General features: G+C 52.1%; 18 protein-coding genes. 6 read left to right on the top strand and 12 right to left on the bottom strand.

From position 1 onward, the window contains the following. Nucleotides 1-2 precede the first annotated feature (2 nt). Nucleotides 3-1490 (top strand): altronate dehydratase, encoded by a 1488-nt coding sequence (gene uxaA, locus ACJHX4_RS08075; RefSeq protein WP_001199372.1) that lies wholly within the window; start codon nucleotides 3-5, stop codon nucleotides 1488-1490. 82 nt (nucleotides 1491-1572) lie between these two features. Next, nucleotides 1573-2124, top strand: a complete 552-nt coding sequence (locus tag ACJHX4_RS08070; RefSeq protein ID WP_000128143.1) for a YgjV family protein — start codon at nucleotides 1573-1575, stop codon at nucleotides 2122-2124. Between the two features lie 3 nt (nucleotides 2125-2127). Here ACJHX4_RS08070 and sstT read toward each other — a convergent pair whose 3' ends face one another. From sstT to ACJHX4_RS08045, 5 genes are all read right to left on the bottom strand, one after another. Further along, nucleotides 2128-3372: a serine/threonine transporter SstT gene (gene sstT, locus ACJHX4_RS08065; protein WP_000211388.1), complete on the bottom strand. Its 1245-nt coding sequence runs from the start codon at nucleotides 3370-3372 to the stop codon at nucleotides 2128-2130. A gap of 323 nt (nucleotides 3373-3695) precedes the next feature. After that, nucleotides 3696-4661, bottom strand: coding sequence for a TerC family membrane protein Alx (gene alx / locus ACJHX4_RS08060; RefSeq protein ID WP_001098827.1), 966 nt, complete (start codon nucleotides 4659-4661; stop codon nucleotides 3696-3698). Nucleotides 4662-4943: 282 nt separating this feature from the next. After that, nucleotides 4944-5930, bottom strand: a complete 987-nt coding sequence (locus ACJHX4_RS08055; protein WP_001385498.1) for a Gfo/Idh/MocA family protein — start codon at nucleotides 5928-5930, stop codon at nucleotides 4944-4946. 78 nt (nucleotides 5931-6008) lie between these two features. Beyond that, nucleotides 6009-6701, bottom strand: coding sequence for a vancomycin high temperature exclusion protein (locus ACJHX4_RS08050; RefSeq protein ID WP_000942551.1), 693 nt, complete (start codon nucleotides 6699-6701; stop codon nucleotides 6009-6011). A 76-nt stretch (nucleotides 6702-6777) separates the two neighbouring features. Continuing rightward, complete coding sequence (locus tag ACJHX4_RS08045; RefSeq protein WP_001295542.1) at nucleotides 6778-7281, bottom strand: M48 family metallopeptidase; 504 nt, start codon at nucleotides 7279-7281, stop codon at nucleotides 6778-6780. Nucleotides 7282-7365: 84 nt separating this feature from the next. Here ACJHX4_RS08045 and rlmG point away from each other — a divergent pair, with 84 nt between their 5' ends. The 3 genes from rlmG to higA all read left to right on the top strand — a co-directional run bounded on the left by rlmG (nucleotide 7366) and on the right by higA (nucleotide 9514). After that, nucleotides 7366-8502: a 23S rRNA (guanine(1835)-N(2))-methyltransferase RlmG gene (gene rlmG / locus ACJHX4_RS08040; RefSeq protein WP_000018703.1), complete on the top strand. Its 1137-nt coding sequence runs from the start codon at nucleotides 7366-7368 to the stop codon at nucleotides 8500-8502. Between the two features lie 284 nt (nucleotides 8503-8786). Next, the gene (higB, locus tag ACJHX4_RS08035; protein WP_000550189.1) at nucleotides 8787-9101 is read left to right on the top strand and encodes a type II toxin-antitoxin system toxin HigB; all 315 of its coding nucleotides are present in this window, start codon (nucleotides 8787-8789) and stop codon (nucleotides 9099-9101) included. Then, complete coding sequence (gene higA / locus ACJHX4_RS08030; protein WP_000560269.1) at nucleotides 9098-9514, top strand: type II toxin-antitoxin system antitoxin HigA; 417 nt, start codon at nucleotides 9098-9100, stop codon at nucleotides 9512-9514. Before higB ends, higA begins: the two co-directional genes overlap by 4 nt. 44 nt (nucleotides 9515-9558) lie before the next feature. Here higA and fadH read toward each other — a convergent pair whose 3' ends face one another. The 7 genes from fadH to ebgR form a co-directional block, all read right to left on the bottom strand. Further along, nucleotides 9559-11577, bottom strand: coding sequence for an NADPH-dependent 2,4-dienoyl-CoA reductase (gene fadH / locus ACJHX4_RS08025; protein WP_000121413.1), 2019 nt, complete (start codon nucleotides 11575-11577; stop codon nucleotides 9559-9561). A gap of 225 nt (nucleotides 11578-11802) precedes the next feature. After that, a complete protein-coding gene (ygjK, locus tag ACJHX4_RS08020) occupies nucleotides 11803-14154 on the bottom strand; it encodes an alpha-glucosidase (RefSeq protein WP_001531994.1) in 2352 nt (783 codons plus the stop codon). A gap of 16 nt (nucleotides 14155-14170) precedes the next feature. Continuing rightward, nucleotides 14171-15241, bottom strand: a complete 1071-nt coding sequence (ygjJ, locus tag ACJHX4_RS08015; RefSeq protein WP_000767671.1) for a protein YgjJ — start codon at nucleotides 15239-15241, stop codon at nucleotides 14171-14173. 133 nt (nucleotides 15242-15374) lie between these two features. Beyond that, nucleotides 15375-16808 carry an amino acid permease gene (locus ACJHX4_RS08010; RefSeq protein WP_001285446.1) on the bottom strand — a complete coding sequence of 478 codons (1434 nt, stop codon included), beginning with the start codon at nucleotides 16806-16808 and terminating at the stop codon, nucleotides 15375-15377. Between the two features lie 62 nt (nucleotides 16809-16870). Continuing rightward, nucleotides 16871-17320: a beta-galactosidase subunit beta gene (locus ACJHX4_RS08005; RefSeq protein ID WP_001219954.1), complete on the bottom strand. Its 450-nt coding sequence runs from the start codon at nucleotides 17318-17320 to the stop codon at nucleotides 16871-16873. After that, on the bottom strand, nucleotides 17317-20409 hold the full coding sequence (ebgA, locus tag ACJHX4_RS08000) for a beta-galactosidase subunit alpha (protein ID WP_001082927.1): 3093 nt from the start codon (nucleotides 20407-20409) through the stop codon (nucleotides 17317-17319). The genes ACJHX4_RS08005 and ebgA overlap by 4 nt, the downstream gene beginning before the upstream one ends. 183 nt (nucleotides 20410-20592) lie before the next feature. Further along, nucleotides 20593-21576, bottom strand: a complete 984-nt coding sequence (gene ebgR, locus ACJHX4_RS07995; RefSeq protein WP_000212450.1) for a transcriptional regulator EbgR — start codon at nucleotides 21574-21576, stop codon at nucleotides 20593-20595. Nucleotides 21577-21794: 218 nt separating this feature from the next. On the opposite strand from ebgR, the gene ACJHX4_RS07990 reads away from it, so the two are divergent. Beyond that, a complete protein-coding gene (locus tag ACJHX4_RS07990) occupies nucleotides 21795-22127 on the top strand; it encodes a tRNA-binding protein (protein ID WP_000450588.1) in 333 nt (110 codons plus the stop codon). The last annotated feature ends 25 nt before the right edge of the window (nucleotides 22128-22152 follow it).

Here is a 22152-nt window from a genome sequence, read left to right as displayed (position 1 = left end):
ATATGCAATACATCAAGATCCATGCGCTGGATAACGTCGCGGTTGCTTTAGCGGATTTGGCTGAAGGCACAGAAGTCAGTGTCGATAACCAGACTGTTACGCTGCGCCAGGATGTTGCTCGTGGACATAAATTTGCGTTAACGGATATCGCAAAAGGGGCCAACGTCATTAAATATGGCCTGCCGATTGGTTATGCATTGGCGGATATTGCGGCGGGGGAACACGTTCACGCCCACAATACGCGCACGAATCTGAGCGATCTGGATCAGTATCGCTATCAACCTGATTTTCAGGATCTGCCTGCGCAAGCGGCAGATCGTGAAGTGCAGATCTATCGTCGCGCTAACGGTGATGTCGGGGTGCGTAATGAGCTGTGGATCCTGCCAACCGTGGGCTGTGTCAACGGCATCGCGCGGCAGATCCAAAATCGTTTCCTGAAAGAGACCAACAACGCTGAAGGTACCGACGGCGTGTTCCTCTTCAGCCACACCTACGGCTGCTCACAACTGGGCGACGATCACATCAATACCCGCACCATGCTGCAAAACATGGTGCGCCACCCGAACGCGGGCGCAGTGCTGGTGATTGGTCTGGGTTGCGAAAATAACCAGGTTGCCGCATTCCGTGAAACGTTGGGCGATATCGATCCTGAACGCGTTCATTTCATGATCTGCCAACAGCAGGATGATGAAATCGAGGCCGGGATCGCGCATTTGCATCAGCTGTATAGCGTGATGCGCAACGATAAACGCGAGCCGGGCAAACTCAGCGAACTGAAGTTTGGTCTGGAGTGCGGTGGTTCTGACGGTCTTTCTGGTATTACTGCTAACCCGATGCTGGGGCGTTTCTCTGACTACGTGATTGCTAACGGCGGTACTACCGTACTGACCGAAGTGCCGGAGATGTTTGGCGCAGAGCAGTTGCTGATGGACCATTGCCGCGACGAAGCAACGTTTGAAAAACTGGTCACCATGGTCAATGACTTCAAGCAGTACTTTATTGCCCATGACCAGCCGATCTACGAAAACCCATCACCGGGGAACAAAGCAGGCGGTATCACCACGCTGGAAGATAAATCGCTTGGCTGTACCCAGAAAGCGGGTTCCAGTGTCGTGGTTGACGTGCTGCGTTACGGCGAGCGTCTGAAAACGCCGGGGCTGAACTTGTTAAGTGCGCCGGGTAACGATGCCGTAGCGACCAGCGCCCTGGCGGGTGCGGGCTGCCATATGGTGCTGTTCAGTACTGGTCGTGGCACGCCGTATGGTGGATTTGTGCCGACGGTGAAAATCGCCACCAACAGTGAACTGGCGGCGAAGAAAAAACACTGGATCGACTTTGACGCGGGTCAGCTGATCCACGGTAAAGCGATGCCGCAGTTGCTGGAAGAATTTATCGACACCATCGTTGAGTTTGCCAACGGTAAGCAAACCTGTAACGAGCGTAACGACTTCCGCGAACTGGCGATCTTTAAAAGCGGCGTAACGCTATAAAGTCGAAATGAGTTGTTAATAAAAAACGGCGTTTCATAATGTGAAGCGCCGTTTGCTTTTCCATACCTGCTAAGGATTTATCATGACCGCGTATTGGCTGGCCCAGGGCGTGGGTGTCATCGCCTTTCTGATTGGTATCACAACATTTTTCAATCGTGACGAACGTCGCTTCAAAAAGCAACTTTCGGTCTATAGCGCCGTTATTGGCGTACATTTTTTTCTTCTGGGCACCTATCCTGCCGGTGCCAGTGCCATCCTTAATGCCATTCGTACATTGATTACCTTACGCACGCGCAGCTTATGGGTAATGGCGATTTTTATTGTGCTGACTGGCGGAATTGGCCTCGCGAAGTTCCATCATCCTGTTGAACTATTGCCGGTAATCGGCACGATTGTCAGTACCTGGGCGCTGTTCCGCTGTAAAGGGCTGACCATGCGCTGCGTAATGTGGTTTTCAACGTGTTGCTGGGTGATTCACAACTTCTGGGCGGGGTCGATAGGCGGCACGATGATTGAAGGCAGTTTTCTGCTGATGAATGGCCTGAATATCATTCGTTTCTGGCGTATGCAGAGAAGGGGAATTGATCCGTTTAAAGTGGAGAAAACCCCTTCCGCCGTAGACGAAAGGGGCTAAGTATTAGTTACGCAGGGCGCTATTTGCCAGACGATCGTCTTCCGCCTGGCAAGCTGCCGCAGTGAACAGCACGTCAGTTGACGAGTTCAGCGCGGTTTCACAGGAGTCCTGCAATACGCCGATAATAAAGCCGACAGCAACCACCTGCATGGCGATATCGTTCGAAATACCGAACATATTACAGGCCAGTGGGATCAGCAACAGAGATCCCCCCGCCACGCCGGATGCGCCACAGGCACACAGAGAAGCCACTACGCTCAACAGCAGCGCTGTGGGCAGATCAACCGGAATACCCAGCGTATTAACTGCAGCCAGCGTCAACACGGTAATGGTGATTGCTGCGCCCGCCATATTGATGGTGGCTCCCAGCGGAATAGAAACGGAATAGGTATCGCGATCCAGATTCAGCTTTTCACACAGCGCCATATTCACCGGAATGTTCGCCGCAGAGCTGCGGGTGAAGAAGGCATACACGCCGCTTTCGCGCAGGCACAGCAGCACCAGCGGGAACGGGTTACGACGAATTTTCCACCACACCAGCAAGGGGTTAACCACCAGCGCCACCAGTAACATACAGCCAACCAACACGACCAGCAGTTGCGCGTAGCCCCACAGCGTGGAGAAACCGGTGGTTGCCAGGGTAGAAGAAACCAGACCAAAAATACCGATCGGTGCGAAGCGAATCACCAGTTTCACCATAAAGGTGACGGCATTCGACATATCGTTGACCAGGTTTTTGGTGGTTTCGTTACCGTGACGCAGTGCGAAACCGAGGCCAATTGCCCACACCAGGATCCCGATGTAGTTACCTTTCAGCAGCGCATCAATGGGGTTGGAAACCATGCTCATAACCAGCCCGCGCATCACTTCTACAATGCCTGACGGCGGCGAAATATCACCCGCGCTACTGGACAAGTGCAGGGTAGAAGGGAAGGCAAAACTGAAGATTACTGCGGCCAGAGCAGCAGAGAAGGTGCCCAGCAGATAGAGGAACAAAATAGGGCGGATATTGGTTTTCTGCCCGTGCTGGTGGTTAGCAATAGATGCCATTACCAGCATCAACACCAGGATGGGGGCAACGGCTTTCAGTGCGCCGACGAACAAAGTACCTAACAGACCAACAGCTTCCGCCGCGGGTTTTGAGATCCATGCCAGAAGAATCCCCAGTATAAGGCCGACCAGGATTTGTTTTACCAGGCTGCCATGAGCCAGACGCCGGAATAGCCCCGGTGAATGTTGCGTAGTCATTTTTCGATCCTTTCATTGTGTTGTCGCACATCCCTGGTGCGTTCTGTCGACGCATCTTTCAGGATGTAACAAAGTGTTTGCAAGGTCGAGTATAAGGAAAGTTACAGCTTCGGGAAGCGAAATATGCTGGATTTTAAGGAGAAGTCATATTTCGCAACTTAATGGTTACATTTGTTTGACATGAAAATAAAGCCCAACGTGCGGCTTCCAGACTGATGACAACGTCAAAAAAGTACTCGGTCAGTCCCCTCGCCCCTTTTGGGGAGAGGGAGAAAACGGTGCTCATGTGGATGACAGGGTACACGGCTTAGGCAGATTAAAAATCATCCAACCCGCTGCTTATCATGCCGATAATTCACCCAGGCGTTGATAATAAACGTCATCACCAGAATGCCAAACACCACGCCCAGCGAGACGGCGATCGGAATATGGTAGAAGTCGACAATCAGCATCTTGATACCGATAAACACCAGAATCACCGCCAGACCATATTTGAGCATCGAGAAACGCTCTGCCACACCTGCCAGCAGGAAATACATCGCACGCAGGCCGAGGATCGCAAACAGGTTTGAGGTCAGCACAATAAACGGATCGGTGGTCACGGCGAAGATAGCCGGAATACTATCCACGGCGAAAATCACGTCGCTCAACTCCACCAGAATCAGCACCAGCATCAGCGGCGTGGCATACAACAAACCATTCTTACGCACAAAGAAATGCTCGTTGTCGATGGTGTCGGTCATGCGCAAATGACCGCGCAGCCAGCGCACCAGCGGCTTGTCGCCAATGCCTGATTCATCTTCATGGGCGAGCGCCATCTTCACGCCGGTAAACAGCAGGAAGGCACCGAAGATATACAAGATCCAGTCGAACTGTGAAATCAGCCAGCTACCAGTGAAGATCATGATGGTACGCAGAACAATCGCCCCGAGTACGCCATACACCAGCACGCGGCGTTGTAATGCCGCCGGAACAGAGAAATAGCTGAACAACATCAGCCAGACAAAGACGTTATCGACCGCCAGCGATTTCTCAATCAGATAACCCGTGAGAAAGGCCAGTGCCTGTGGATCGGCAACGGCGCGACCTTCGGTTTGCACCAGATACCACCAGAAAGCGGCGTTAAACAGTAACGACAGCGTCACCCAGACCAGCGACCAGGCCGCAGCCTGTTTCATGGTCATGGCATGTGCCCCACGACGCCCCTGCAACAACAGGTCGATAGCCAGCATAATGGTGACAACAACAGCGAATCCGCCCCATAGCAACGGCGTGCCGACAGTATTCATAGAAGTTCCTTACACATAAAAAAACGGCCAACGTCGGAAGACGTCAGCCGCTGCTTTTTATGCATAGACCTCGCCTTCCGGCAAGGTCTCACTTACAACAAAAAAGGAATACGTCTGCGTATTCCTTTCGGGTTGCCCGGTGACCGGATGTGGTTTTTCACACACCGTAATGACGATCGACCGACAATGAAGTTACTCCCCTTTGCAGGTAACAAAGTATGACAGACCATTCAGTCAGTCAATGGTCTGTTACATACCTTTTACACTGTTTTACTTTGGCAATTATAGTTTTACGTTATCTGCCGGAAAAATCACCCCAGTCTGGCGGCGGATCTCAGTCAGCAGTTTGGCGGTGATACGACTGACCGCCAGCCCTGGATGATTCACCAGATGCTCATCCACCAGGGTAGCGAACAGCTCTGCTTCGTAGAGCATGGTATTAATATGCTGTGGCTGGGTGAGATCCTGCATCTGGCTGCCACGCGGTACAAAGCAGACTTTCTGGCATTCAGAGAGTTTTTCAATCACCAGCGATCCCGCTTCGCCCTGAATCTCGCTTGCCAGGACAGAATCGCTCACTTTTGAGTGCTGCAACGTAACGCTGAAATCACCGTAATCCATCACCACCACGCCGTGGGCATCCACACCGCTTGCCAGCAAACTGGCGGTTGCCTGCACGCTTTTCGGTTCACCGAATAATGCCACCGCCGACGCCAGGCAGTAAAAGCCGATATCCATAATCGAACCGTTGGAGAATGCCGGATTGAAGGTGTTGGGATTCTCTCCGTCCAGGTAACGCTGATACCGCGAGGAATACTGGCAATAGTTGAAAAAGACTTTACGCAGTTTGCCGACTTTCGGCAGCGCCTGGCGTAACAGATGAAAGTTCGGCAGGTAGGCCGTTTTAAATGCCTCAAACAGCACCACCTGATTTTCCCGCGCACAGGCAATGGCGGCATCCACTTCCGCCTGATTCGACGCCAGTGGCTTCTCGCAAATCACATGAATTTTGTGACTAAGGAAAAGTTGTGTCTGGGAAAAGTGCAGGGAATTTGGGCTGGCAATATACACCGCGTCAATGGCATCGCTTTCTGCCATCGCTTCCAGCGACGTAAACAGATGCTCGACAGAAAAATCATTGGCGAAGTGCTGGGCCTGTTCAAGGCTGCGGGAATAGACGGCGGTTAACTTGTATTTACCGCTCTCATGGGCGGCCTCGACGAACTGGCGAGTGATCCAGTTCGTACCAATCACAGCGAAACGTATCATAACGCGTGGATACTCCATAAAGGGATTCTGTCGTCACTGTAGCACGCCTTTTTTATCTTCGACGTGCGCAGATACGCATTATTCTTTTGCCGGACAGCCATGCTCACTAAACGGCCCAATCATAACCAACGGCCCGAGATATTTCGGCTGGCGATGGAGGATTTTCGCATCAATCACCGCGCTGACTCTGGCAAGTTTTTCCCGCAGTTGAGTATATAAACCGTGCTTCATATTCAGGTCTGGCGCGTTAAAACCGATAGCATCGATACCATACTGTTTTGCCAGCCAGATGGCGCGTTGGTTATGAAATTCTTGCGAGATAATGGTGATATGGTTTTCACTAAACACCTTGTTGGCACGCACCACCGAATCAAGCGTTGAGAATCCGGCATAGTCGCAGAAGATGGCTTTTGCCGGTACGCCTTTAGCGATCAAGGCTTGCTGCATTCCTGACGCTTCATCGTAATTTTTACGTCCATTATCGCCGCTCACCAATAGCCATTTCACTTTTCCGGCGTGGTACAACTCTGCGGCGCTATCAATACGTCGGGTAAAGTAGCGATTACCCGGCCTCGCCCCCAGCAATAAACCCACGTTCCGCGCCGGAACGGCGTTGACATCACTCCAGGTCAGCTGCTTGCTGGCGTTGACCATAACGCGATCGGCAATAAAAATGGTCGCTCCTGCTATAAGCAACAATAAACAGCCAATTTTAAGAGTCCGGCGAGAAAAACAAATACGAAGAAGAAGGCGGGCAAATGCGCGCAGCATGGTCGTTATCCTTAACGAAAGGGAGGAGGTCGATTTTAGGCGCTAAAGGAGGAAAAAATAACGCCTGACATCATTTTCAGATTTTGTCCTGCCCAAGCGACAACTGCGTTAGCCACAGCCGGGTGTCGAACTCAAGCTGGTGGTACTGCGGTTCCATATGACAGCACAACTGGTAAAACGCTTTGTTATGCTCTTTCTCCTTCAGGTGCGCCAGCTCGTGCACCACGATCATGCGCAAAAACGGTTCCGGCGCGTTGCGAAACACGGTAGCGACGCGGATCTCTGCTTTTGCTTTCAGCTTGCCGCCCTGCACACGCGAAACGGCAGTATGTAACCCGAGCGCGTTTTTCAGCACGTGGATCTTATTGTCATACATCACTTTATTGATCGGCGGGGCATTGCGCAGAAACTGATTTTTAAGATCCTGAGTATATTGCCAGAGGGCTTTATCGGTGGCGTAGTCGTGTGTTCCCGGATAACGTTTTGCCAGCACATCGCCCAGACGCTGTTCGTTAATCAGCGTTCGCACCTGGGAAAGTAGCTGCTCGGGATAACCCTGAAGATAAGTAAGATTGCTCATAACCGCCCACGAAAAAGAGAAAAAGGGTATACTCACGCACCCTTTTCAGGGGCAACGTCGAAATTTTATCATTCAGGAGGGCCGATGAGCCACTTAGACAACGGTTTCCGTTCACTGACACTACAACGTTTTCCGGCGACGGATGACGTTAACCCGCTACAGGCGTGGGAAGCGGCGGATGAGTATTTGCTGCAACAGTTGGACGACACAGAAATCCGCGGCCCGGTGTTGATCCTGAATGATGCTTTTGGTGCGTTAAGCTGTGTGCTGGCGGAACATAAGCCGTACAGCATTGGCGACTCATACATCAGTGAACTGGCCACGCGCGAGAATTTACGCCTCAACGGGATTGATGAGTCGAGCGTGAAGTTTCTCGACAGCACCGCCGACTACCCGCAACAGCCGGGTGTGGTGCTGATCAAAGTGCCGAAAACACTGGCATTGCTGGAACAACAACTGCGCGCGCTGCGCAAAGTGGTCACGCCAGATACGCGCATTATTGCTGGTGCCAAAGCCCGTGACATTCACACTTCCACGCTGGAATTGTTCGAAAAAGTGCTCGGCCCGACCACCACCACGCTGGCATGGAAGAAAGCGCGCCTGATTAACTGCACCTTCAACGAACCGCCGTTGGCCGATGCGCCGCAGACCGTTAGCTGGAAGCTGGAAGGTACTGACTGGACTATCCACAACCATGCGAATGTCTTCTCCCGCACCGGGCTGGATATTGGCGCGCGCTTCTTTATGCAACATCTGCCAGAGAATCTCGAAGGTGAGATTGTCGATCTCGGTTGCGGTAATGGCGTTATTGGCCTGACATTGCTCGATAAAAACCCGCAGGCGAAAGTGGTGTTTGTCGATGAATCACCGATGGCGGTTGCTTCCAGCCGTTTGAACGTTGAAACCAACATGCCCGAGGCACTGGATCGCTGCGAGTTTATGATCAACAACGCGCTTTCCGGCGTGGAGCCTTTCCGTTTTAATGCTGTGCTCTGCAACCCGCCGTTTCATCAGCAACATGCGCTGACCGATAACGTCGCCTGGGAGATGTTCCACCACGCCCGCCGCTGCCTGAAAATCAACGGCGAGCTGTATATCGTTGCCAACCGTCACTTGGATTACTTCCATAAACTGAAGAAAATTTTCGGCAACTGCACCACCATCGCCACGAATAATAAATTTGTGGTGCTGAAAGCAGTGAAGCTGGGGCGTCGTCGGTAAGATTGGGGGTTACCTGCCGGATGCGGCGTAAACGCCTTATCCGGCATACGTTCAGCACATTACCCCCAGGTCGGATAAGACGCGGCAAGCGTCGCATCCGGCAATGTCTGCCCAGTTCTGGAATCGCGCTTCCATAAAACAAAAAATTCCTGTCACCATCCTCTACATTCTCTTGTTTAGCGTTTTTCTACGTTTATTCTTCCGTCACACAGATAAATTCATTCGTTGCCAATCTGTCAACGGATGTTATCATATTGCCAATTTGTCAACGGACGTGATGAAGAATGCACCTGATAACTCAAAAAGCATTGAAAGATGCTGCGGAAAAATACCCGCAACATAAAACGGAGTTGGTGGCTCTGGGGAACACGATTGCTAAGGGATATTTCAAAAAACCTGAGTCATTAAAAGCAGTATTCCCTTCTCTGGATAACTTCAAATATCTGGATAAGCATTATGTTTTCAATGTCGGGGGCAATGAATTACGTGTTGTAGCAATGGTCTTTTTTGAATCGCAAAAGTGCTACATACGTGAAGTTATGACGCATAAAGAATACGATTTCTTTACCGCCGTTCATCGTACTAAGGGGAAAAAATGATTGCGATTGCCGACATCTTGCAAGCAGGAGAAAAGCTAACTGCTGTGGCACCTTTTCTGGCGGGTATTCAGAACGAGGAACAATACACCCAGGCGCTGGAACTGGTAGATCATCTGCTGCTCAACGATCCTGAAAACCCCTTACTGGATCTGGTGTGTGCCAAAATAACCGCGTGGGAAGAATCAGCGCCCGAATTTGTGGAATTTAATGCCATGGCTCAAGCCATGCCTGGCGGTATAGCCGTGATTCGTACCCTTATGGATCAATATGGTTTAACCCTTTCCGATCTTCCGGAAATAGGCAGTAAATCGATGGTGTCACGCGTTTTGAGCGGGAAAAGGAAATTAACGCTGGAACACGCTAAAAAACTGGCAACGCGATTCGGTATTTCTCCCGCCTTGTTTATTGATTAACGCGACGTGCCGGATGCGTCGCATCCGGCGCTTCAAACAACGATTTAAATCTCCAGCGCCAGCCGTGTTCCCTGGGCAATTGCCCGCCGTGCGTCCAGCTCCATAGCTACATCGCAGCCGCCAATTAAATGCACAGTTTTCCCACTATCAATCAGCGGTTGCGCCAATGCGCGGTTTGGCTCTTGCCCCGCGCAGATCACCACATTGTCCACTGCTAGTACCTGCGTTTCGCCGTTGATCACTACATGCAGCCCGTCATCGTCGATCTTCTGGTAACTTACGCCTGGGATCATTTTCACGCCGCGTGAGAGCAGGGTGGTGCGATGGATCCAGCCGGTGGTTTTGCCTAACCCTTGTCCTGGTTTGCTGGCTTTGCGCTGGAGCATCACAATCTGCCGTGGGCTACGGGGGATTTGCATGCCTTGCGGACTCAAACCTCCGGCCTGTTGCAGGCTACTGTCGATTCCCCACTCATTACAGAACCCGGCGATATTCTGGCTGGTGGATTCGCCCGGCTGACTTAAATACATCGCCGTATCAAAACCAATTCCGCCACAACCGATGATGGCAACTTTGTTGCCCACCGGCGCTTTGTCGCGCAGTACATCGAGATAACTCAGTACCTTCGGATGATCGATCCCGTCGATAGGCGGAACGCGCGGCACGATCCCACTGGCGAGGATCGTTTCATCGAACGCCTGTAACTGATCCGCCGTCACGGTGTGATTGAGTTTTAGCGTTACACCCGTCACTTCGATCATCCGGCGGTAATAGCGCAGCGTTTCGTAAAACTCCTCTTTGCCGGGGATCTGTTTGGCGATATTAAACTGCCCGCCGATCTCGCTGTGCGCATCAAACAATGTTACCTGATGCCCACGCGCCGCCGCGTTAATGGCAAACGCCAGCCCAGCAGGTCCCGCACCGACCACCGCCAGATTTTTTTTCTGCACGGCAGGAAGGATTGGCATTTTGGTTTCGTGGCAGGCGCGAGGATTCACCAGGCACGAGGTGACTTTGCCAACGAAGATCTGATCGAGACAGGCCTGGTTGCAGCCAATACAAGTGTTGATCTCATCGGCTCGTCCCGATTGCGCTTTTGATAGCAGCTCCGCATCAGCGAGAAACGGTCGCGCCATCGATACCATGTCCGCATCACCGCGCGAGAGAATGTCGTCGGCAACCTGCGGATCGTTAATCCGGTTGGTGGTCACCAGTGGCAGCGAAACGTGCCCTTTCAGTTTGCGCGTGACCCAGCTAAAGGCGCCGCGCGGCACGGGCGTGGCGATGGTCGGAATCCGCGCTTCATGCCAGCCAATGCCGGTGTTGATAATGGTCGCGCCCGCCGCTTCAATGGCCTGCGCCAGCTCTACCATTTCGGCAAAAGTACCGCCGCCTTCGACCAGGTCGAGCATCGACAAACGGTAGATAATAATGAAGTCGTTGCCGACACGTTCGCGCACCGCACGCACTACTTCTACGGCAAACCGCATCCGGTTGCGGTAATCGCCGCCCCACTGGTCACTACGCTGATTGGTGCGCAGCGTCAGAAATTCGTTGATCAAATACCCTTCGGACCCCATCACCTCTACACCGTCGTATCCTGCCTCCCGTGCCAATTGCGCGCAGTGGGCGAAATCGTCGATCAGTTGCAGGATCTCTTCATGGGTGAGTTCGTGAGGAACGAAACGGTTGATGGGGGCCTGCAATGCGGAGGGAGCGACCAGATGCGGTTGGTAGCTGTAGCGCCCGGTATGCAAAATTTGCAGGGCGATTTTGCCGCCTTCCTGATGTACGGCTTCGGTAATGGTGCGATGGTGTGGGATCTGGTTGGCGTCATTGAGCATTGCACCGCCTTCCATGCCAACGCCTGTTAAATCTGGTGCGATACCGCCGCTGACAATCAACGCCACGCCGTGACGGGCGCGTTCGGCATAAAACGCTGCCAGCCGTTCAGCGCCGTCCGGGTACTCCTCCAGCCCGGTGTGCATTGAGCCCATCAACACGCGGTTTTTTAACGTGGTAAAACCTAAATCCAGCGGGGCGAACAGCGACGGGTAGCTCATAAAATTGTCCAGTATGTAAAATAATTGTTATGTGGTCGGATGAGTTCTAATTTAGCCGTCGCCGGAGAAAAGGGAAAAGGGGAGTGCGGGGTTTGTGATGGGATTCAAAAAGAATACGCCCGGTGGTAACGCCGGATGCGACGCTTGCCGCGTTTTATCCGGCCTGGGGGATTGCACATGTAGGGCGGATAAGGCGTTCACGCCGCATCCGCCAGCCGTTGCAAATTACTGCTTACGGAAAAAATCGTTATACAACATATACAAATGCGCGGCACTCCAGGAGAAATTTGGTGCGCCTTGTTGCGAGCCAGTGAGCGGGTTGTAATTCTCCTGAATTGGGCCATCGGCGGTTAATCCTTTGGCGTGCCGGAAGAACGTATCCGCCAGCTTCAGGGCATCATCACGATAACCGTAACGCTCCATCCCTTTCAGACCAAACCAGAACTGATCCACCCATACGCGCCCGCGCCAGTAGATATCCGCGCCAAAAGCCGGATTGGTTAACGCCGCCGTTCCCAGCGGGACAAAGGTGTTGAATTCTTTCGGATCCAGCATCACCTTCACCACCGCGTCGGCATTGGCCTGCGTTGCCTCACCGTTAAACAGCGGCGACCAGCCTTCCGGCCCTTTACCGCGCTCAATAATCGGTTTGCCCGCGCAGCCGTTCGCCAGCGGTTTATCTTCAATACGCACGTCATAGTAGAACTGTGTAGTCGGGTCGAACATACAAGTGTTGATGTAGTCCGCGAGCTGTTGTGCTAACTGACGATAGCGTTTGGCCTCTTCCGGCTTACCGAGAATCGTCGCCATCTCCGCCAGATAATGGTTATCGCTGTACATATAGCTGGCCTGATCCACCGACTCCTGCAATAGCGAGTAGCCCAGCAACGTTCCGTCCTGACTGCGGTTTTCGGCGAATTTCACCGTCCAGTCGCTACGTTTGCCGCCGTTAGCGACATATTTATCCAGCTGTTCTTTGTCGATAAACCCGAAAACGGCGGCGTCATCACGACCTGATTCCCACGACGCAGCAACCTGTGCCGGAATTTCCAGACTGTCGTACTGGCCTTTCTCCACCACACGGGCGTAGTTGTTCAGCCCAGACTGCGTCTCCTCTTTGTCGCCTTTTTTCACCGTAAACAGCATCTCGCCGCTCTCGGTGTTGTGGGCTTTGTCGCGGGTCGCGCCATATTCCGGCACGCCGTTGCCGTTGTGATCGCGGTTACGTAACCACCAGTCGTGATAGGCCACCAGCTTCGGGTACATCTCTGCCAACCAGGCCTTATCCTGGGTGACGTTATACACTTCCATTACTGACCAGGCGGCAAGGCTGGGTTTGGTATTACGTTCGTTCCAGTTGCCGCCATCGCCGCCACGCTCGGGGCTAAGGTTCCACGCTATCAGGTCGGGGACAAAGCCCACATCCTGCGGACGCACGCGGTCGCCTGGCTGGATCTGCCAGGAGAAGACCGCGCGGATATTCTCTTTGGCGATGTCCGGATTGAAATGCGCCATCGCAAACGCCTGCTTCCAGGTATCCCACGGCCAGGTCTGGTTGCCGGAGAACCAGCGCCCGGTCACCGACGGCGTGACGGTGTTATATTTCACCGCACCGCCCGGCGATCGCCAGTTACCGTTGAGCGTTTCGATGGCTTTCACCGCGACGCGCGTCTGTTCCGGCGTCGCATCCGGATTGGTTAATCCTTTCTTCAGGTATTCTTCCCAACGTTGCTGCGAGGCGGTGAGATAAAACGCCGGACGCGCCAGAATATCGCGGATCTGCATTTGCTCTTTGCTAACTTCCTGAGCGGTCAGCAGATGGGAATAGGTGGTATAGAGCGTCGTCGATCCGTTGATATGCGCCTTACTGGTAAAGCGATTGCCGTTGATTTCAGTCTGCATCGGTAATGATTTATGCACCTGATATTCTGATTCACCGGAGGTCAGCAGATCCCAGGTGGCGCGCACTTTGCCAAAGGTAACTTTCAGGCCATCGCGGGTGGCGCTGATTTTGCGCTGATAGTCAGGGTACTCGCCAGCAATGGTTTTATCGGAAAGCGGTTTCCCTTCTTTCGCTTCCAGTTTTTCCAGCAGTTCGCCATCCCACACCAGATCCAGCGGTTTATCGCTGGTGATTTTGGTTTCCAGTAGTGATGTGCGCGGCGTGGCGAAGCGCAGAATCATTTCGACCTGTACATCTTTCGATATCAACTTTTGCACCAGCGCGCCGGGAATACTGTATGCCTCCAGCGTGAAATCGACTTTCTTGCCGTCCTGCCAGACGGTCAGGCGGTCGAAATTGCTGGCCATAAAGTTGATGTACTCTTCCGTCAACAACGCAACGCCTGGAAAGCCGCCCATAGTGTTCGGGCCGTCTGGCAACAGATGACCATGCCAGGCTCCGAGATCGAAAAACGGATTAAAACGCTGGTGATCGTCGTAATCGTAATCCTTCATGTACTGCGGCGCGCCAGTACGGTTAATCACGTTTTTATAATTGTCAGCGTTAGCGGCATGGGCGGAAAAGCTCATCAGCAGAGCACAGGCTACTGGTGTTAAAATAGTTTTGATTTTCATGAGATTACTGTCCTTATTACCAGTAAAAATATTGCATCAGGAAGAGTTGGTCGCTGGGATCGTGAGAGGCATTTTTCATGTAGAAGCGGCTATCAAAAGCCGTTGCGAAACGTCCGCCGCCGTATTCGTACCAGATACCAAACTGCATGAAAGAGGTGGTTTCATCGTCAGCGTGGTCAGGGCGATGTTTGGCGTAGGTGTAAGCGGTGGAGAGATAAACGCCCTTTAACGCTTCATACATGGCGCTCACCATCATCCCACTTTCACTTCCCGGTACGTCCAGCCCGTCGGCGCGTCCGGTATGGTGCCAGGCGCGAGCGGCAAAGTTAGGGGTAAGCAGGCCCGTGAGATAGAGTTGGCCTGTGCCGTCGGTGATTTCCAGACCGTTCATCCAGGTGATACCTTCTGCAAGGTCATACTGGATGTAACCGTTCATCATTGCCGGATAGGTGTATTTGTCGTCGTAGCGATCGTACTTGCCAAAATGTAGCCAGGCTTTGCTTTCGTCATGATGTCCGGCAGGTGTGGCGGTAACGCTATAACGAAAGTTGCCGCTTAAGTTCTGTACCTTCAGCGCAGTCATAATGTCGCGGGTATTGGGAATGACGTAGCCCAGATCGGGCGTGAAATCGCCCCACCATTGCAGGTCATCCAGCGAGGAATCCTGACGCAGACTGAGCATGATTTCGGTGCCATCATTGGTACGATAACCGCCATAGAAACGGTTAATCCCACCTTCGAAACCACCCCAGCTATGGTCAGGCACCCAGGCATTACCGTCGTGGTCGGCCTGCACGGTCCAGCCTTCGCCGTAAATCAGGCCGAACCAGGAGTCGTACTTCATCTCCAGGCCACCTTCAATATAGGTGCCGTCGCTGTATTTATGTTTATTCTCACCCTCTAAATCCATATACCCACCAACCCCTAATTCGCCGTAAAAACGAAATGAAGGAGAAGATGTCGAGATCATTTCGGGGGTTTTTGTGTCGTCATGTTCTGCCGGACGTGCTTCTTCGCCAAGTGCAGAAAAAGCGTAGCAAAAAGGCAGGGCAAGTAATGCTCTGCATGGTGCAGTGATTAATTTCATTGTGTTAATCCATGAGCTAAAGAAAAAGTACAGCCTTTTATCGTTGTAATTATAAAAATATAAAGGCAGAAACTATTTTCCCTCTCCCCATCCAGGAAGAGGGAAAATGCCTGCTCATTTTTTATTATTCTGCTTAATCAACATTGCTGGCTGGCGTCGCTTCAATATGGCGCTCTTCAGCCGTTAATCCCTTTATATATTTACTGTATTTCCACCACGCAAAGCCGAGGAAGATAACAATACCGCCGACGTTATAAAAAATGATGGTCAGAATATTCGCGCCAGTCGGGAATGTCGAAGCGACAAACCCTACTGCAAATATCGCAATCAGCATTGAAACAACGATAATACCGGTGCGGCGGGAGCCCATACGGAAATCGCGTGGCAGGTGATCTAATTTGGCGCGTAAATTCAGGTAAGCCAGCATGATGAATAACGGCGGAAGCATGGACGCTGCAGCAGTCATATTAATAATAGTATTCATCAGATCCTGCACGGTATTGGAACCGAGCATCGGGATAATCATCAGCGGGATGACGATCAGGAACTGGATCCACGCTGCGCGCGCCGGAACGCCGTTTTCGTTCAGTTCGACGGTTTTCTTACCAAAGATGCCTTCCGGAATTTCGGAGAAGAAAATTTTCACCGGCGTTGCCGTCCACATCAGCAGGGAACCGAACATCGCGGTAAAGGACACCAGACCGACAAAGCGATTCATCAGTGCTTCCGGTAGACCAAAATACGCCGCCATGCCGTGGAATACCTGTACCGATCCGCCGGTAAACTTCAACTCTTTGCTGCTGACGAAGACGTTAATCAGTACCGAGGAGACGGAGTACAGTACGCCAATAAAAATCCCGGCGAGGATGATCACTTTAACGAACGATTTCGAACCGCCTTTGACGTCGTTAACGTACACCGCGACGGACTCCGCGCCACCTGCAGCCATAAAGATCCAGGTGGTAACGCCGAGGAACGCCCAGTTAAAGTTTGGGATCATCGCGTCAACAGTGATGGGGTCAGCAGGCTGTACGCCGCCAACCAGTGCCGTACCTGCCAGTAAAATGTAGGAGAGCGTTAACAGCAGCATCAGCGTTGAAGTGACGGAGGTAATTGGCCCCAGCATTTTCGCCCCGTTGGTAGAAACCCAGGTGGAAAAGGCGAACAGCACCATACTGATAATGGTGGTGGCAACCGGCGTCATAATATATTCGTAGCCGAGGAATGCATACGAGGCGTAAGCAATAACGCGCGGCAATAATGAGGTGAAAAAGAACAGGTTTACGAACCAGTAGGTATAGGCAGTAATAAATGCCCAACGTCCGCCCAGCGAACTTTTTACCCACGCGTAGACACCGGCTTCCGAGTTTTTATTTAACGAAACAAATTCTGCGATGATCAGACAGAAGGGAATAAAATAAAAAATTGTTGCGAGGAAAAACATCGGTGCCGAGGCCAGTCCAAGCTCAATATTATTATTGATAACGTTGTTAAAGCTGTAAACGGCGGCAAAAGTCAGCGAGAGCAAGCCGAATTTGCCGATTGTATTACGTTTGGTATCAGACATAACACATCTCCGAAAATGAGTAGGGTAGCGGTGGCGGCAAACTCCTTTTGCCGCCGTAGTTTTTATTTGTTATGGAAATAACCATCTTCGATGGTGACTTTGAGAACCACTTTTTTGACCGCGTTATTGCAGATAAACCGATACGCTTCATGGATATCGCAAATAACGATTTGCCCTTCGTGGACCTCTACGGTTTCTCCGCAGCCTTTTAAATATTCGCGGTCAGTTTCATCACGATAATATTCCACTACCTGTAATGTCTCTTTCGGCGCATATTCAATTTTTTGCTGCCCTTGCAGGTAGTAATGCACTTCAAAATAGCGTCGATGCCCGGTAAATAGCGCATCGGTCGCGGAGTCCGTCTCCACGCGGTAAGTCAATGAGTCACCGATGGAGTGGGCGACGCCAGGCTGAATGTTGTCGATATTTTCAATCGCTTCAACGCAGCGTTGCCACTTCTTGCCAGAGGCGTAAATCTGGCGGAACTGTTCTAAGTTATCGATGATCCTCATTGCTTATTCTCGCTGTGCAAATTCGTGGAAAAGAACCCTGCGCCGAACTCATACGACGCCTGGCTTTGCGCGGTAGCTTCTCCGCCAGAAACCGGCAGCAACGTAAAGCCGTAGCTGAAGTCACGGAACCAGACGCGCCAGGAGTCCAGCACCTCGCTGCCCCAGGAGTTGGAGCCGAGGCCAGGCAACTGGTGGTCGAGATTCAGGGTGATGTCATCACTGCGCTGCAGCTCGTTACAGTGCTGGGCTGCGTGGATGTTTTCCTGGGTGTAGTGCCAGGCACTGAAGTTAATTGGGCGCTGCGGAACAACCAGCAGACCATTGCCGTGGCGGTTAGTCAGTGCCGTCCAGCGGACATGCTGACGGTTGCCGTTGTTCTGTGGGAAGGGATAGTTCTCGAACATGGCATCGACGGTGCTGCGCCAGATATCGATGATGTTAGCCTGCTGGCTGTCGGCGTAGTTTTCGCCCGGTCCACGACCGTAATACGCCACCTGATCGTATTCGCCGTTAATCCCCATGGTGAAACCGATGCACGGAATGATGTGCGGATAGTCGCCGTAACGCTCGCCGGAAAGCGCCACGTTAACCTGGCCATCGGCAGCGATGCGCCAGATGTAGGTGCAGCGCATCCCGAAGTCAAACACCGGTGGGGCAATAACCGTGCGGCTGATGATCAACACTTCACCATCGCTCTGTTCTACGGCAAAGTCGCGCAGATGTTCCTGCATGATCTGCAAATGATTCGGCTGCCACAGCCCTTCGTACTCCTGCTTGTGGTTGTCGATCATTGGCTTGAAGAAGTTGATCTTTGGCTCGCGGGTCAGCAGCGACTCGCCATTCACCTGCCAGGATGTCGGTTTGCCACTCATTTTTGAGAAGGTGATTGCGAAGTTGTAGCCGCGAACGGTGCAGCTCAAACGATCGTCTTCCAGCGTCAGCGGACGCGCATTATTTGGCGCGAAAGGTACAGGCTGCGCGGTATTTTCCTTCAGCGGGAACTGATAAGTAGCGATAGGGTGTCCGGCTTCGCTGTAGCGGGTGCGGGAATCTTTGGTCACCGTAATGTTGAGAAACGCTTCACGAGCGTCCAGTTGCGGCAGCGTGATCTGCAAGGGGGCTTCGCTGTTCGGTGCAACGTCGCACAGTTTAATCTGCTGCGTCGCGAGCGTTTCACCTTCGGCGCGCACCTCTGCGTGCAGGGTGTAGTCATCCAGCGTGGTAAACCACAGTTTATTTTCGACTTTCAACTCGCCGCGAGTCAGATCCAACGCGTGGATTTTTACCGGCGCGATAACCTGTTTGTACTCTTTCAGGCCCGGCCCAGGCGTCTGATCGGAATAGATCAAACCATCAAGACAGAAGTTATAGTTGTTGGGATAGTCGCCGTAGTCGCCGCCGAATTTATACCAGACATTGCCGTTGTCATCCTGCGCCTGGATCCCGTGGTCGCACCATTCCCAGACATAATGTCCCTGAATGCAATCGTGCTTATAGAAGACGTTCTGGTACTCCGTCAGCCCGCCCGGTCCGTTCCCCATCGCATGAGCATATTCACAGATGATGCGCGGCTTCGGATGCGGGTATTCACCAAACTCATTCATCAGCGGCACGCGGGTGTACATGGTGGAAATAATATCGACCACTTCAGCATCGCGATCTTCTTCGTAGTGCACCAGTCGCGTGTCATCCAGCGCCTTAGCCGCATGGTACATCGCGCGGATGTTACAGCCATAGCCGGATTCATTGCCCAGCGACCAGATGATGATCGACGGATGGTTTTTCTGCGCGTGAATATGGCGAACAATGCGCTCGACGTAGACGTTTTCCCACTGCGGATCGTCGGTAATACGGCTGATATCGCCGACATTAGCAAAGCCGTGCGATTCGACGTCGGTTTCCGCCATCACAAACAGGCCGTAGATATCACACAGTTCGTAAAAACGCGGATCGTTCGGGTAGTGAGCGGTACGCACGGAGTTGATGTTGTGCTGCTTCATCAACTGGAGATCTTTCTCGACGCGATCCATTCCAACGGCGCGGCCTTTGCGATGATCGTTGTCGTGACGGTTGACGCCGTGCAGCATCACATAACGGTTATTGATCCAGAACAGACCGTCGCGCACTTTGATATCACGGAAGCCAACGCGTTGTGGCACCACTTCCAGAACGTTGCCGTCGGCGTCTTTCAGCGTCATGACCAGATGGTAAAGATAAGGGGATTCTGCTGACCATTGCTGCGGCTGTTCGACAGTAAAATCAAAGCGGGCGCTGGTCAGTTTTTCAATTGCCAAATGATCAATGGCGCTGCTGTGCACCACGCGTTCGCCATCAAACAGGGTATATTCCAGCGTCGTGACGACAGGGGAGGCGGCGAGATTTTCCAGCACCACTTCGCAGGAAAGTGTGGCATCGCAATAGGCTTCGTCAAAGTCGGTGCGCACGGTGAAATCGTTAATGTGCGTGAGTTGTTTTCCGATCAGATAAACATCGCGGAAGATCCCCGCCGACCACCACATATCCTGGTCTTCCACGTAGGTAGAGTCCGCCCATTGCATCACGCGCACACACAACAGGTTGTCGCCGGTTTTAACCATCGCGCTGATGTCAAACTCTGCGGTCAGGCGACTGCCTTTGCTGAACCCCACATACTGACCGTTAACGTAGACTTCAAAATAGGTTTCGACGCCGTCAAATTTAATCAGCGTCTGTTTACCCTGCCAGCCGTCGCTGAGGGTGAAAATACGTTGATAGGCACCGGTTGGGTTATCGCTGGGGACAAACGGCACATCGATGGGGAACGGAAAACCTTCGTCGGTATATTGCAGTTTGCCGTGACCTTCCATTTGCCACATGGCGGGGACGGTAATATGCCCCCAGTCAGCCATTAACTCAGAGGTGAAGGCTTCTGGTACTTGCAGCGGATGGTCAAAAAAGTGGAAATTCCACTGACCGCTTAAGGACAGAAACAGGCTGCTGGTTTCGCGGGCAAAGGTACGCGCTTGCGCAACAGAATCATATGAAAAAAAGTACGCACGCGGCGCAAGTCGGTTTTCGTGGGTGAGCTGAATGTTTTCCCAGCGATTCATAGGGCCTCCCGGTAGAGAGAAATCGGAACCATTTATGGTGATGGTAGTTTGTGTAATTGCTGGGGAGTTTAGTAAAATTTTTACTAAAAAATAGCAGGTAAATGCATTTACTTTAACTGGATCACGAAAATAAACGGCAGCACTGTCCGGCAAAAACGATTGCCGGACAGTGTGTAAGGGGATTTAACGGGTCGTGCCGCGCAGTTTTAATTTGCTGGGAACGAAGACCAACAGCGGCAGCGCGCGACCATCGCGGGCTTTTTCATACACCAGGTTAACGCCCTGACTTCCCATCATCTCGGAATGGATGCGCACGGTGGAGAGCGGCGGAAAGGTAAATCGCGCGGTGGGGATATCGTTAACGCTGATAAGCGAAATATCCTGTGGGATGTTCAGGCCACGTTCATGAATTGCCCGCAGTACGCCGATAGCAATGGAATCGGAAGCAACAAACAGTGCCTTCGGATAGTCTTCCCGCGCCAGCATCTGTTTTGCCAGTTCATAGCCCGACGAACTGGAAAAACCGCCGCGCCAGATATCCTCTTCGCGTACCACGTGTTTCAGACGACCATATTCCGCAAAGGCGACCTCACGAATATCCGCCTTGCCGGGTAAGTCTTCACCGCCAATAAAACCAATACGATTAACGCCCTGATTGATATAGAAATCGATGATTTCTTTACTGATACGTGCCAGATCGATATCCACCGCATCGTAACCGCTGCCGGGTTCGTGAAAGTCGATAAAACAGATATTGTCGGTCAACGCACAGGCGGCGGCGCGCAGGGCGGACGTGGGTTTGCCGACAATTAAAATACCGGTGACGTTTTTAATGTCTGGTAAGCCGTTGTGTTCATAACAGTTGGTCAGTTCGATCGCCAGCTTTTCGCACTGAGTTTCAATGCCGTGGCGGATCGCCAGATAGTAAGGATCGTTGATCTCCAACTCCTGTTGGTAGCTGTAGATAGCCAGAATATGGTGTTGGTTGACTGCGCCTGTCTGGAGTTTACGGGCGCTACTGGTCTTGTACTCCAGCTTTTCGGCGATCTCGAGAATGCGATGTTTCGTCTCTTCTTTCACATTCAATGTCGGATCGTCATTCAAGACCCTGGATACTGTCGCCAGGGATACGCCAGCTTCGATTGCGATGTCTTTTAGTGTTGCCATGTTTACCTTTTTTACTTTCCCTGATGTGCGCCCCCATTGTAGAGGAAGTGCTTATCGGGTCACCTGTTTTCAGTAAATAAAGCGCGTTTCTTTGACGCTGTGACGGTAACACAGCGGCTCACGAATGTGATCACGCCTGCATTCTCCATTTTTAGCCTACAGGATTGAGAAAAACTTTTGCTATAGTTTAGTAAAATTTTACTTGAAGGGAGGAAACAATGGAAACCGTGGCTTACGCTGATTTTGCACGTCTGGAAATGCGCGTCGGAAAGATTGTGGAAGTGAAACGCCATGAAAACGCCGACAAGCTGTACATCGTACAGGTTGATGTGGGGGAAAAAACGCTGCAAACCGTGACCAGTCTGGTGCCGTACTACAGCGAAGAAGAGCTGATGGGAAAAACAGTGGTGGTCTTATGCAATCTGCAAAAAGCGAAAATGCGCGGTGAAACGTCGGAATGCATGCTGTTGTGTGCGGAAACCGATGACGGCAGTGAAAGCGTGCTGTTAACGCCGGAGCGGATGATGCCTGCGGGCGTACGTATCGTATAAAAAGATCGGATGGCGACGTCGTATC

Source organism: Escherichia sp. WS2035 (genome assembly GCF_046487065.1).
Taxonomy (GTDB): Bacteria; Pseudomonadota; Gammaproteobacteria; order Enterobacterales; family Enterobacteriaceae; genus Escherichia; species Escherichia coli.
This window is presented reverse-complemented; position numbering and strand designations above follow the sequence as displayed.

What these genes read in the sequence shown, in the direction of transcription:
- uxaA (WP_001199372.1), top strand. Translation starts at nt 3, where the DNA reads ATGCAATACATCAAGATCCATGCGCTGGATAACGTCGCGGTTGCTTTA.
- ACJHX4_RS08070 (WP_000128143.1), top strand. Translation starts at nt 1,573, where the DNA reads ATGACCGCGTATTGGCTGGCCCAGGGCGTGGGTGTCATCGCCTTTCTG.
- sstT (WP_000211388.1), bottom strand. Translation starts at nt 3,372, where the DNA reads ATGACTACGCAACATTCACCGGGGCTATTCCGGCGTCTGGCTCATGGC.
- alx (WP_001098827.1), bottom strand. Translation starts at nt 4,661, where the DNA reads ATGAATACTGTCGGCACGCCGTTGCTATGGGGCGGATTCGCTGTTGTT.
- ACJHX4_RS08055 (WP_001385498.1), bottom strand. Translation starts at nt 5,930, where the DNA reads ATGATACGTTTCGCTGTGATTGGTACGAACTGGATCACTCGCCAGTTC.
- ACJHX4_RS08050 (WP_000942551.1), bottom strand. Translation starts at nt 6,701, where the DNA reads ATGCTGCGCGCATTTGCCCGCCTTCTTCTTCGTATTTGTTTTTCTCGC.
- ACJHX4_RS08045 (WP_001295542.1), bottom strand. Translation starts at nt 7,281, where the DNA reads ATGAGCAATCTTACTTATCTTCAGGGTTATCCCGAGCAGCTACTTTCC.
- rlmG (WP_000018703.1), top strand. Translation starts at nt 7,366, where the DNA reads ATGAGCCACTTAGACAACGGTTTCCGTTCACTGACACTACAACGTTTT.
- higB (WP_000550189.1), top strand. Translation starts at nt 8,787, where the DNA reads ATGCACCTGATAACTCAAAAAGCATTGAAAGATGCTGCGGAAAAATAC.
- higA (WP_000560269.1), top strand. Translation starts at nt 9,098, where the DNA reads ATGATTGCGATTGCCGACATCTTGCAAGCAGGAGAAAAGCTAACTGCT.
- fadH (WP_000121413.1), bottom strand. Translation starts at nt 11,577, where the DNA reads ATGAGCTACCCGTCGCTGTTCGCCCCGCTGGATTTAGGTTTTACCACG.
- ygjK (WP_001531994.1), bottom strand. Translation starts at nt 14,154, where the DNA reads ATGAAAATCAAAACTATTTTAACACCAGTAGCCTGTGCTCTGCTGATG.
- ygjJ (WP_000767671.1), bottom strand. Translation starts at nt 15,241, where the DNA reads ATGAAATTAATCACTGCACCATGCAGAGCATTACTTGCCCTGCCTTTT.
- ACJHX4_RS08010 (WP_001285446.1), bottom strand. Translation starts at nt 16,808, where the DNA reads ATGTCTGATACCAAACGTAATACAATCGGCAAATTCGGCTTGCTCTCG.
- ACJHX4_RS08005 (WP_001219954.1), bottom strand. Translation starts at nt 17,320, where the DNA reads ATGAGGATCATCGATAACTTAGAACAGTTCCGCCAGATTTACGCCTCT.
- ebgA (WP_001082927.1), bottom strand. Translation starts at nt 20,409, where the DNA reads ATGAATCGCTGGGAAAACATTCAGCTCACCCACGAAAACCGACTTGCG.
- ebgR (WP_000212450.1), bottom strand. Translation starts at nt 21,576, where the DNA reads ATGGCAACACTAAAAGACATCGCAATCGAAGCTGGCGTATCCCTGGCG.
- ACJHX4_RS07990 (WP_000450588.1), top strand. Translation starts at nt 21,795, where the DNA reads ATGGAAACCGTGGCTTACGCTGATTTTGCACGTCTGGAAATGCGCGTC.